5 protein-coding genes are annotated in these 13075 nt (G+C 42.5%); 2 read left to right on the plus strand and 3 right to left on the minus strand.

Translation table 11 applies throughout. From position 1 onward, the window contains the following. The first annotated feature begins 247 nt into the window (after positions 1-247). Positions 248-2734 (plus strand): CHAT domain-containing protein, encoded by a 2487-nt coding sequence (locus SAPGRDRAFT_RS19885; RefSeq protein ID WP_172635359.1) that lies wholly within the window; start codon positions 248-250, stop codon positions 2732-2734. Positions 2735-2930: 196 nt separating this feature from the next. On the opposite strand, the gene SAPGRDRAFT_RS12505 is transcribed toward SAPGRDRAFT_RS19885, so the two are convergent. Both SAPGRDRAFT_RS12505 and SAPGRDRAFT_RS12510 read right to left on the minus strand, forming a co-directional pair. Then, the gene (locus SAPGRDRAFT_RS12505; protein WP_002659586.1) at positions 2931-5399 is read right to left on the minus strand and encodes a DEAD/DEAH box helicase; all 2469 of its coding nucleotides are present in this window, start codon (positions 5397-5399) and stop codon (positions 2931-2933) included. Continuing rightward, positions 5396-7369 (minus strand): site-specific DNA-methyltransferase, encoded by a 1974-nt coding sequence (locus tag SAPGRDRAFT_RS12510; protein ID WP_002659587.1) that lies wholly within the window; start codon positions 7367-7369, stop codon positions 5396-5398. The genes SAPGRDRAFT_RS12505 and SAPGRDRAFT_RS12510 overlap by 4 nt, the downstream gene beginning before the upstream one ends. 735 nt (positions 7370-8104) lie before the next feature. Between SAPGRDRAFT_RS12510 and SAPGRDRAFT_RS12520 the strand changes: the two genes are divergently transcribed. Further along, positions 8105-12004 carry a hypothetical protein gene (locus SAPGRDRAFT_RS12520; protein ID WP_002659588.1) on the plus strand — a complete coding sequence of 1300 codons (3900 nt, stop codon included), beginning with the start codon at positions 8105-8107 and terminating at the stop codon, positions 12002-12004. A 587-nt stretch (positions 12005-12591) separates the two neighbouring features. Here SAPGRDRAFT_RS12520 and SAPGRDRAFT_RS12535 read toward each other — a convergent pair. After that, complete coding sequence (locus SAPGRDRAFT_RS12535) at positions 12592-13068, minus strand: hypothetical protein (protein ID WP_002659590.1); 477 nt, start codon at positions 13066-13068, stop codon at positions 12592-12594. Between the last annotated feature and the right edge of the window lie 7 nt (positions 13069-13075).

Genomic DNA, 13075 nt, shown 5'->3' on the forward strand with positions numbered 1-13075 from the left:
CATTTTTATGTATAGAAAATCTCCATCCGCCTATTTTTTTAGTTTAGGGGCCTCAGCTGCGCTGCGCTTGCTGCGCTACGCTACGGGGCTCGCAGGTCTGCTCGGCCCTTCACAAAAAAGCGCTGCGCGCTTTTTGCTCGGTCTGCCGCTCCGCGGCACCCGCTCCGCATCGCTAGGCCAGCTGGCTCTAGCCCTCTTGTTTTGCTTTGGCCTATCGGCTCCGCTCTCGGCCCAAAAAGCCCCTGCAGTGGATAGCCTGGCCCAAGCCCTATACTTTAGTGGCAACTGTAAGGAGGCAGAGCAGGAGTATCTCCGTCTGCTAGAAACCGTCAAGCCTGAAGAGCAGCCCGCAGTTTATCAAGGTATTGTCATCAGCTTAGCAGGCGTATATGCCTGCCTATTTGAGTACCAAAAAGCTAAGCAGCTCTATTTTGAGGCCCGCAGTTTGGTGGCTAGCCAACCCAATGGAACGGCCTCCGCCCCCTATTTAACCATTTTAGATGGTTTAGCTGGTGTGCACCACCAAATGGACGACCTCCTTTCGGCAGAGCTCTATTATAAGGAATACCTCGAGCGAGAACTCCGAAGAGGCGAACCCAAGAGTTTTAATCGTTCTATTGGACTCAATAATATTTCCTTGGTTTATTATGATCAGGAAAAATGGGATAAGGCCATTAAAAATTACCAAGAGGCCATTGATATTATGAAGTTTCGCAAAGACCCTTATCATAGTTTGCCCTTATATTACTTAAATTTAGGACGGGCCTATCAGGGCAAAAAGGATGTGGAAAACACCCGCAAATATTTCCTTTTGGCCCTAGAAAGTGACAGCTTGGCCTATGAGAAGTCTAATCCTTATTCTTTCTATTTTTCTATTCTCTACAACCTCTCTTATCTAGAGATGGAATTGGGCCAAAGAGATAAGGCCCTAACCTATGTTCGCCGTTGTCTAAAAGAAAACTGCCAACTCCCGAACTTAAGCGAAGAACTAGATGAAAACTGGAAAGCAGCCATCTTGAATGCCGATTATATTTCTGAAGTCCCGGTTTGGGATGCCCTTTGGGCCTATTATGATGTTTTGGCGGGCCAAGATCCCCAAGGGCAATTACTTATTGCACAAACGGCCATGGCTATGCAAAATCGCTATTTATTGCGCTTTGAGGATGAAAATGATCTTTATACGGCCCTAGACTATAAGGGGCAATGGGCCGATTTGGGCCTAAGGGCGGCGGCAGCGGCCTATGCCAAGAAGAAGTCGGCCCAACCTTTTCAGCAAGGGCTATATTTTGCTGAAGAAGGCCTAGCGGCCCTTTTGCGCAGCAAGCTGCGCAAAAATGAGCAGCTCAGTCTGCTGCAGCTCCCTGCAGATTGGGCCAAAAAAGAAGAAGACTTGCGGCAGGCGCAAAAAGCCGCTAAACTGGCCCTATTAGAGGCCGATAGAGCGGAGGAAGACGCTGCTCAAAAAGCGTATAATCAGGCGCAGATCGCCTACAGCCAATTTCAGGATGAGCTGAGAGAACAATTTCCCGACTATCATCAGCTCAATTATAGCGAGGCTAGCATTTCGGTAGAGGCCATACAAAATGTATTGGGCCCCAAAAGAAGCATGTTCATCTTTTTGCAGTCAGATTCGGCGGCATATCGGATGGAGTTGAGCCAGCAGCGGCTTTCTTTGGTCCGCTTGCCAATCATGCAAGATAGTTTGGACCAACAGATTATGGCTTTGCGCAAAATGCTAAGTAATTATAATAGCTTGAAGCAGCAAGACATTGCCGACTTTAAGGAGCGGGCCCATGCGCTTTATCAGTTTTTGTTTCCTAAAGAGATGCCTGCTCAGGGGCAGGAGTTAATCTTTATCAATGAGGGAAGTTTTGCCTTATTGCCCTTTGAGGTGCTTTTGATGGACCAAAAAGGGGCGGACTTTGAGCAGCTGTCTTATTTGCTCCGCAATTACCCCATTAGTTATAGTTATTCGGCAGAGTTGTGGGTACAGGCCGAGCAGGCCTATCGTTCTTCTGCTCAAAAGTTATTTTGGTCTATGGCGGCCAACTATGAGGGCAGTAGCTTTTCTTCCCTACCTTCTGCAGATTTGGAGGCTAAAAAACTGGCCCAGCTGATGGGGGGCGACTATAGTGAGGGGGCCAAAGAAAGTGAATTTAAGCAGGGCGCCAAAAACTATCGGATTTTGCATTTGGCCATGCATGGTTTGCTCAATGACAATAACCCTATGTTGTCGGCCATGGCCTTTAGTGCCAACTCGGAAGAGGATGGTTTATTGCAGGCGCATGAAATTGCGGAACTAGATTTAGGGGCCGAGTTGGTGGTGCTTTCGGCTTGTCAGACTGGCGAGGGGAAATTGCAAACAGGCGAGGGGAGTTTATCTTTGGCTCGGGCATTTCGTTATGCGGGCACCCCCTCTTTGCTAATGAGTTTGTGGCAGGTGAATGATCAGAGCACGGCTTATATTATGGAGGCCTACTACAGGAACTTGCAGTCGGGTATGACAAAAGCCATGGCTTTGCAGCAGGCCAAAATAACCTATTTAGACAACAGCAAGGGCTGGTCTGCTCATCCGGCTTTTTGGGCGGCTTTTGTGCAATTGGGCCAAACGCAGCCCTTGCAGTCGGGCAGCAATTGGGTATTGTGGCTATGGACTTTGGCCGTACCGCTGAGCTTATTATTGGCCTATTACTTTTTGTTTTACAAAAGAGGAAACCGAGAAGAGGCGGCTTAATTGGGCCTGTTTATACTGTAAAGGGAGAAGAGCAAAATGCTCTTCTCCCTTTTTTGTTTTGGGGGGCAGTTACTAGAAAATAGAGTAAGAAGTAGATAATCAAGTATTAGATTGCAGAAAGAAACTTGATTATATTGTCATTGAGGTAATATAATAGAGGCAAATATACAAATATATATGGCCTTTAATGTTTGCGTTAATCGAACAACTCATTAAATGGTTTCCAGTTTTTAGTTAGCTTTCCAGGAGTGTAATTATAGTTAAACTTCACTCTAAATTCTGTTTGTGGTTCTTCTGTACCTCTTATAGCAGATTCCGATAAATACTTTTCGTTATTAAAGTAGTACCATTGGTTGTTTTCTAAGACTACAAGTCCTCCAACATAATTTCCATTATTTGTATTTAACTCTCTCAGTTTTTTAGCAAGTCCTTCAGCACGCCCTTCTGGATTTTGTGCTGTATTTCCACTTTTTGTGTCAAAAATTCCTACTCTACCATCTTTAAATTTTACAATCCAGTCTGGATAAAAGAGTGCTTCTTCTTTTTTAGCTGTGTTGTAATATTTTAAACAGTAAAACTCTTTACCTGAATCTCCATTTTTAAACCACCAATCCAACTTGTCTTTTTTCTGTTCAAGAAAATTCAAGAATTTTAGTTCGTTTTCACGTCCTATGTATTTTTTTTTCAGGTAGAAGGGTTGTATCGCACTCAATTCAGACGTTCCTTCAGTTGTAGTTAATTCTGCATAATCCTCTGTAAATGTATATTCCGCCATAATTTCAAAAAGAGGAGCTTCTCTTTCCTCTAAATCCTTTTTACGATTTTTAAGAAATTCTTTTTTTATTGGATAATAATCTTTCAAGGCTTTAGTTAGCGCTTGTCTAAAAACACTTGATTGCTCTTTTCTTAAATCATTGATTAAAATTCGGTAATATAAATAGCTGTCTTGGTCGAATATGCTCTTAAACCAAACTCTAAAAGCCGATTTTAAGGGTGACCAAGAACGTGAAACATTTGAAACTTTTGCTTCTACTTCTGTTTGTTCTGAAAGTAGTTGAAAGCAATACCAATTAAATAATTTCTCAACATCATTTCTTGAAATTTTATAATCTTCTTCCTGTCCTTTTTTTGCAAAGTCTAAATTGATTTTGTCGTAGTCTGTAAATTCTGCATTAACAATTAACTTATTTGTAAGTATTGGGTTGATTTCGATTCCTTTCGCTTGGATTTTTTCTCTTAGGGTAATTGGGTGATCTGCTTCGTCAAAAGCAAAATAGTTATTAAACGACTTTAAGAAGCTCATTTGGAACTGTACTGCGTTACCTAAGTCACCATAATCTACACGAGAAACAAAATCTGAATAAAGCCCTTCAATATTTTTTAGACCTTCCCTTCGTTTAGACGTATAAATAAATGGTTTATTTTTTATGCTTTGGTCTGGAATTTCTACATCATTACGTCTGTAGTTTGTGTATAAATACCCAGTTCGTAAGTTAGGATTGTTTTTGTAATCATCTTTTTGATTAGGTTCAGCCATGCGTAAAATTCTACCAATGGTTTGAACGTAAAAAGAAGCTGAATTTATTTCTCTGAACATCACTAAGATATGAGCTCTAGGGCAATCCCAACCTGTACCCGCAGCTTGTTTAAAAAGCATAAAGTCAATATCACTTTCATTATGGGTAATGAAGTCCATATTTTTCTGTTTACCATCAAACCATAGAGCTACTTTACGGTCAACGTCTATTTTCTTTTTCTGTAGGTAGTCTAAAACAATTTCTTCTTTCGTTTTTTGTCCAGCATCTTTTAGACGACTATCGTCATTTGGTAACTGAATTAAAACTAAGGGGTTAATATCTTTGTCTAATATTTTATATTCTTCTTTGAGCTCTTTTTGACGTTTAATAGCTAAATCTAAAAGCAATTCGTCTAAATCTTTGTTTGGGTATTTGGCTAAATCTTCTTCTGTTTGTACCGCAATCTTTTCTTTAATTAAGCCTTCTTCAACGACTTTTTCTCGTTTAACTCCAACATATCCTGCTATTCCTTCATCTATTTGGTCTATTCCAGGTATGTTTTTAGGTGTTGCCGAAACATTTATAATTACTTTAGGATTGATAATGTCAATTATTTCTTGAGCTAAACTTGTATTTCTATTTTTGTGGCTTTCATCAACTATTAGAATAAATTCTCTCTTTTCTTTATGTGTGTTTTCGATTAAATCCTCAAAGTAATAGCCTTGTTCCTTTAAAAATGCTTCTTCATCTGGTCGTCTTAGTAAACGGTTTGCTTTTTTTGAAGCAACTAACTTTTGCCAATTAATAAAAAGAATGTCATTTTTGTGAAGTTTACCTTGTTTAAAGTCATTTACTGTTAGTAAACTATTTTCAAGGTTTTTATCGAAATACTTTTGGAACTTGTCTTTACTCTGCATTGCCAAGTCTTCAGAGAATGTAATCCAAATAAAAGCTTTGTCGTAGTCCCAATTTGGCATGCCATTTAAGTTGTGTACAAAATTAGCAACCATAAAAGTTTTACCACTTCCTGTTGGTGATTTAAAAACTAGTGGTCGTTGCGGCTCTGGATTTCCCCATAAATGGATAAAATTAGCAACTAATTTATCTATGGCTTCCTGTTGAAAGTCTAATGGACTAAATTTGCTCATACTGTAACTATATTGTAAATCTTCTTGTAAATTTCTAAAATGGATTGCGGAATTGTTTTGATTTTAACGTGACTTAAGTGATTGAACAACACTTCAAATTCACTTTTATTTCCCCAACTAAAAAGATATAAGGAGATCGGTTTTTTTATACCTTCAACCTTTTTTAAAAAGGCTTCCATTTCAGTTAGCTCCTCTTTGAAGTAAATAGCAGTCGCTTTTTTATCATTTTCAAAAAGCTGGAAACAAGTACTTAATTCAATTTCTTCTAACGTGTCTTCAGCAATTGAAAGCAGGTAGCCTGCCTTATGGGCCAATGAAGACTTATCTTCATCTGTAGCTGAAAGAATATTATTAGAACCTACAAAATCAGTTCGATAATATTTCAATGAATTACCAAGTCCTTGAATTTGGTTTTGTTTCTTTGTGTACCCACTAATTATAAAGATGCCTTTTGTTACTTCAACTTTAATGTTGTCAAATTGACTTAAATAAGGCTCTGAATTGTATTTTTCAATAGCTGAAAGGATTTCAGTGTTATCCTCAATGTTTTTTCTATTTAATTTTAATGAAAATAAAGTGCTTTTTTGGCTCTTGGTTTGATTATATCCATTAACCACATTATTTAATCTTGGCAATGTGATTTCGTGAGCTATGTTTGCTTCATTATTTGTACAAAGTATAACTTGTCGTTTTCCTCCATCAATATTATTTTGCTCCATTACAGCTTGACCAGTAGAGCCGCTTCCTGCAAAAAAATCTAAGATTATAGCATTCTGGTTTGTTGTGCCAAGTGTAAAAATAAACTTTATAAAATCAACAGGTTTCTTACCATTAGTAAATTTAACTCCTCCTTCATATCCTACTTTATTAAAGATTTCTTCAAAATCATAAAAGTTAGGGTAAGGAACCAACTTTGTATCTTTTTTATTCAATGGAAGACCTTGATAGTAAAATCCATTTGTCCCTCTTGAATCAAATGGTTGTCTGATATATCGATAGCCAAGACCGTCTCCTCGCGTTCCCATATCTATAATCTTATAAAGAGTTCCAAAGCCATCGTCAATTTTCCTACTTCTTAGGTTTTTTTCGTAAAATTCTGAGGCAGAACCACTTTGTGTTATTAGAGATCCTCGGATATTATATTCTTTGAGGGCTTCTATTGTTGGGGTAACTTTTTGAATTTCATATTCCCCTGATCGAAAAATATGAACTTTTCGACCTGCTATCGTTGTTATTTCTGGATTTTCAATTTTCTCAACTATCCGATATTGATATGCATTTAATGAAGTATTGTCTCTAACTCTTTTTATTGTTGTAAATTTTTCAGTTTTTCGATACATCAATAAATACTCTGAAGTTTCGTGGAAATCATTGTCACCTCGTAATATTCTATCTTCGTGTCTTACCTTTATATTTAATGTTGTCAGATAATTTGAAGGTTGGAATATTTTGTCACATAATAACTTTAATCCTGAATATTCAACTTCGTTAATTGAAATAAACATTGTTCCATTGTCCTTGAGGAGGTTGTGTGCTAACTCTAATCTTTTACTCATAAAAGATAACCAGTAGCTATGTCTAAGTGGGTGGTCTTTGGGAACAGTTGTTCCATCAGGGTACTTATCTAAAACTCGTTTGTCTTTATATCTAAAACCATCTGAACCTGTATTATAAGGTGGGTCAATATAGATTAGGTCAATTTTTCCTTTATGTGTGTAATTGAGGCAAGTAAGCGAATGATAATTATCACCCTCAATCAAAATATGAGTTGGTTTTCCATCATCATTTTTTATTGCTTTTTCTTTTATCTCTGTCAAAATTGGCAGTTGGTTTTCGCTTTCTTCTTCAAATGCTTCAGGTACGTCCAACCAAGTAATACCATATTTCTCGGTTTTAATTCGGTTGTTAGCAATTTCCAATTTCTTTTTGAGGGCCTCTATTTCAGCAAGTAGTTCTTTCTCCGTCGCCATTAACTTTTCTCTTTATTTAATATATAATCAATTTTTTAGGTCAATATTCAAAAAGCCTGCAATATCGAATCTTTATAGTCCTAGTTGTTCTGAGCTTAAGCGTTTACTTAACCTTTGAGCTCTTTTTAGATTTTTCGGCTAATCAAGTTTACCTATATTATTTTCCAATACTTACATGATTTTGGCTGTTATAGTGTTTGTTTGCAGTTTGCAAAATTACATTTACATCTCAAAAAACTATGTGAAGAGTCAAAATATTTTTGTGTGGGAGGTAGGTTGCTCTTCTCCCTTTTTTGTTTTGGGCCTTAGTGTTCTGCGGCAGGGCCAAAGAGGAGCGAAGCGACGACCGGCTGAGGGATGGGCAGCAGGGGCCGCAGGCCAGACCAAAGCGCGAAGCGCTGCAGGGCCGAGCAGACCTGCGAGCTGCGATACAGCCCGACCCGCCCGCAGGGCGGGGCAGCCCCAAAAAAGGCAAATAATGGTTAAGTCTTTAAGGGGGCTAAAGTTATTTATAAATGAATGAATAAAGGAAAGGGTGAAGCCTATAAATGCTTGTAAATATAGTGCTTAGCGGCTATTGTTGGGCCTTGGAGCTAGGCTTAATAGCTGCCTAAAAGCATTAACTGACAAAGCGGTAATTTTTTTGCTTCAAAATTGAAAAAGCTAAAAAAAAAGCCTAATTTAGAAGCCAATTGGAACCGAACTTTTCATGCACTATAATATCTGCCGAATACTATGGCTGAAGAAACTCAAGAGTCCTTAGCAGAAAACATGGGGCCCGTAAACCTTAATTACGGACCTTTTGAATTAAAATCTGCTTCTGGAGATCCGACTCAGAACATGAGCGCATCTTTGCGTTTATTTGAAAATAACAATGAAATTCCTCCGGGCATCATTCAGGTGATGAAAGAGGGAGAAGATTATAGAGCGAGCTTTGATGGCGCTTATCCTTTGCAGGCGAACTTAGGTGGTTTGCAGACGGAAGGCTTGACGCTCAACCATGTAGCGGTGGGCAGTGGCGGACTGGAGAGTCTGCAGGTCCAGCTTGCTCGTTTGGCGATGGGCCAACAATTTGAAATTACGAATGCGCAGCTTAGCTTATCGGGCAGCAATGGCAACTGGCAGGTGACTGCTGGCGGGGCTTCTGGTGAACTGATGGGGCATGCCTTTACGGCGGCTGGCGTACAACTCAATTTAGATAGTAACGGAAGCTTTGTGGATGCAAGCTTTGATAGTGTGACTGGCGAGGGCATGGAGCTTTCTGGCGGGCGTTTGACGCCTGAGGGTTTGCAGATTGCTAGTGCTGGCTTGCAGTTGCCTGAGGTTTTGGGCCAAAGCATGACGGCTGATTTTACCGATTTGAATATTACGGCAACTGGAGCGACTGGAGCTGGCGTTTTGCGTCAGGATTCTACTTTGGCGCTTTTGGGCGGGAAACTTCAGGTTTCTGGCTTGGTAGGTGCGGTCAATCTTTCTGCTGATAGCTGGATGGTTGATGTGGCGGCCAATGCTGATTTTCAGGATGGTGCACATCAGGTGACGGGCTTGATGGCTCGTTATACGGCCAATGGAGAAAGTACAAATTTGGCGGTAGAAGGAGGCAGTTGGAGCTCTACTGTGGGGGCTTTTACTTTTTCTGGAAATGGCCTTAGTTATGATACGACTTCTGATCAGTTGAATATTGCTACGGCTGAATTATTGGCTGACTTGGAGCAGTTTCAGATGCAGGGTACCGGAACAGGTCTTCGTTTGGGCCCTAATGGCTTTGAGTTTGACCGTATTCAGATGAATACTTTGGCGCCTGTAGATTTGCTGCCGGGCCTTTCTGTAGCTAGCCTATCTGGCGAACTACGCAAGGAAGGGGAGGGCTTTGCTTTTGATGCAGAGGGCCAACAAATTGCGATGAATTATGGCGCAGCTACGGGAACCGTAGGCGCTTTACAATATTATTATAATAGTACGGGCAGCTCTATTGAAGCGCAAAGCATTGCTTTGGAGCATCCTGCTTTGGGTATTTCTGTGGGGAGTTTGAGCCATATTGCTGGACAAACGACCTTAGGCGAGTCTCAAATTACGGTCCGCAATATTGGTAATGCTGGCGATATTGTGGCCAGTAGTGAAGGGATGGAGTTTACAGAGGCTGGCTTGCAGATGACCAACTTTAGTGCTAGCTTGCCCGAGTTTGGCGGAGTAGCCGCTACGGCTACTGCAGCGGGAATCACCCTTGGCGATAGCTTGGCCGTAGAGGGGGGAACCCTAGATCTGGCTGGCGAAATTAGCCTTTTGGGTGGAGCTTTGACGGTAACGAATCCGAGCTCTACTTTTGACTATGCCGAAACAGGTTGGCAAACGGAAACTCAGGGCGCTATTGGTCTAAATGTCCCTAATACAACGGCTTCTGGAGAGCTTAAGGTTTCTGCTGGGGCTGAAGGAACAGAAATGGAGTTGCTCAATGGCCAAATTGATGCAGAAATTGCAGGCGTTGGCCTTAGTGGTACTGGCGTGAGCTATTCTTCTGAAACCGATGAGCTGAATGTAGATCAGGTACAGATTACTGCCTCAGAATTGCTAGAAGGTGGCGAATTGCAGGCTACAGCTACAGGCATCAAGTTTAATCAGTCTGGTTTTGATTTTCAGACGATTGATGTTAGCTCTAGCGGAGCGATGGAGCTATTGCCTGGCTTTACTGTAAGTGCTATTGATGGCTTGCTGAGCAAAAATGGCGAAAACTTCGACTTGGCCTTTGGTGCAGATGCTGCAGTGGCTTTGGGCACAATCAATGGCGCTGCCGAACTAGATTATACCTACGAAAATGGACAGTCTACAATTGAGTTGCCTAGCCTTCAACTCTCTGCGGGCTTGTTTAGCTTTGAAACGGCTAATGTAGCTTATGAAAATAGCCAATTGAGCATTGATACGGTAGATTTGAATCTGGAAAACCTAGGTCCAATTGCAAGTAGCTTGACGGCTTCGGCTTCTGGTATTTTATACAGTAGTGCAGGCTTGTCTATTGATAGCATGAGCGCAGACTTTCCCGATTTGGCGGGTACTGGCGTTTCTGTCTTGGTAGAAAACTTTAATGTGGCTGCTGGTGGGGCTGTATCGGGTAGTGGAACAGTAAATCTGGCTAGTGATATTGTTTTGGCTGGTGGTTCGGCTACCCTGAGTGATATTGAGTCTAGTGTAGATTTCTCGGGCAGTACCTGGGGCGTTTCTATTGGCGCTGGCTTGGCTTTTCAGGTAGCTGGTGTAGAGGCTTCTGGACAGGTAGATGTCAATTATGCTTCTAATGCAGGCCTAGGGATTAAAATCAGAAATAGCCGATTTGATGCTGGTTTTGCTGGCTTTGAGGCGAGCTCTAAGGAAATGGGCTATGAGGCTGCTGAGAATAGATTTGTCGTTGAGTCACCTGCCTTTAGCTTCCCCAATTTTGCCGATGGACTAGAAACGGAAGCCGAGTCGATCTCTATGGAGGATGGCGACTTGAAGATTGAAGATGTTAAGGTCACTTTGGGCTATGAGTGGAATATCCGCGAAGGAATTGTAGCCTCTCTAGATGAGGGCACACTCAATAAAGATGGCGGCAGTACAACGCTTACTGCAGTGGCTTCTCTCAATATTGATTTGCCCAAGTATAGCACAACCGGAAGTGCCGCGGCCTCTTTGGAGGTTTCGCTCTCTGACGGAAATGTGGAGGCTGCTCTAGATAGCCTTTCTTTAGATAATGCGATTGTGAACCTAACGGTAGGGGCCGATTCTAAACTGACAGAAAACGGTTTCTATTTTAGTGAGGTCACTTTGGGCATTAGTGAGGATGCCGATTATGAGACCCTCAAGGAGATGTTCCCTGCCTTTGGTGGCTTGGGGGCTATGGCAATCAATGCGCTTAAAGGCTCTAATGTAGTGGCTACAGGCGTTAATGTGAGCCGAGCAAATGGCTTTGAGGCCGAAGATATTTCTTTGGACTTTGCCAAGATCCCTTTCCAAGCTATGGGCATGGAGGGAGAACTAGATATCAATAATCTTTCGGCCAAATTGGGCGGCTCTAAGGAGTTCAAATTAGAAGATTTTGGTATTCCGACTAGCGTGGGGATTTCGGTGCCTATTGTGGCTGGAATTAACGCTACTGGCGAAATTGGCATTGATGCCGGCATTAAGTTAGGCGCCAATATTCAGGCCCAGGGCAATAAGGATAGCGATGTTTGGGAACTCATGGGCGGCATTGATGCCGATGGCGAACTGTCTGTCTATATTCAGGCCGGCGTAGAGGTAGATGCTTGGGTGGCTGGCGCTGGCGCCGCTATTCGCGCAGCTTTCAATACTGATCTCGATATTAGCGCAGGTATTGGTATGGCCATTACTTATAATCCCGATACCAAGTCTGTAGAGATGGTGCATGAGGGAATCACTTTTGATTATCGCGCCTTGGCCGAAATTTATACTAGCTTGAGCCTAGTGCTAAATGGCCACATTTTGGGCTGGGAAACTGAAGAAATTATCGAGTTGGCCCGCTGGGATATTGGTATCTTGGATGCCAAAGGAGATACAGAAGGAAATTCTTTGGGCGACTTGCTAGGCAACTTTAGCAATAGCGCCAAATTGATGACGGAAGATGATGAATATAACTTAGTATAACTGGAGTTTCTTCTCTAAATGCTATAGGTCCAATACGTTGATGTATTGGGCCTTTTTTATTTTTTTTGGGGGCTGCCCCGCCCTTTGGGCGGGTCGGGCTGTTTATTCCCGTTGGTCATCGAACTGGCGCCCCTATAGGGGCTGGTTGTCGCAGCTCGCTGTTCGCTCGGCCCTGCGCAAAATTTCGCTACGCTCATTTTGCTAGGTCTGGCGCTTTGCGCCACTGCTGTCCATCCCTCAGCCTGCGGCGGCTTTGCCGCCTGCAAGACGCAGAAAAGTGGTATTCGTCGCTGTGCTCCTCATACGCTAATATGTCCCCGCCCACCCACCCCTCTGCGGGATTCCCCAAGGAATCCCTTGGGGGAGCTTGGGCCATTTGGCTCCAAAGAGGCGGCTTTGCCGCCTACTGGCCGCAGGCCAGAACGGCCTAGCGATGCGGCGGGGTGGCCCCTAGGGCCAGACCCAGCCGCCGAAGGCGGCGCAGGGCCGAGCAGACCTGCGAGCCCCAAAGCGTAGCGCCGACGACCGAAGGGAGGCGGAGGCCCCAAAAAAAAAGGCTCCTTCATAAAAAGGAACCTTTTAGGGCGTTAATAATGCTGCCTAATCTCGTGCACAATAAAATCTAATGCGCCCGTATCGTAGAGTAAGCGGCGGCACATCTGAAAAAATAGGAGCTCCTCCCAAAGCCGATAATTTTCATCATCCACCAAAGGATTGCCCGTAGAATGAAAGCGGGCATTTTGAGGCTGAGGCTCAATTTCTGTGGCAAAGCGGGCCTGAATCTGGCTGCTATCGGCTATTTGTAGGCCCAAAATGCGTTTTCGGCCCTCATGTCGGCTATAAATCTGCAAGGGGAGCCCCATAATTGCCTGATGAAAAAAGCTATGTGGCGAAAACAAACTGAATTTTCGGCTTTCTGGAAGCTGAATATGAGCCCCCAAAAAATCAATAATCCATTCATCAATGCTTTTTTGGCCTCTGGCCACATAATAGAAATAGGCCCGCTCCCAATCGGAAGAGGCAGCGGATTGAATTAGGCTATCGTAAGAGGAGCTAGTAGGCATATTGTAG

It is taken from the genome of Saprospira grandis DSM 2844 (genome assembly GCF_000275825.1).
In the GTDB taxonomy this organism is placed as follows: domain Bacteria; phylum Bacteroidota; class Bacteroidia; order Chitinophagales; family Saprospiraceae; genus Saprospira; species Saprospira grandis_A.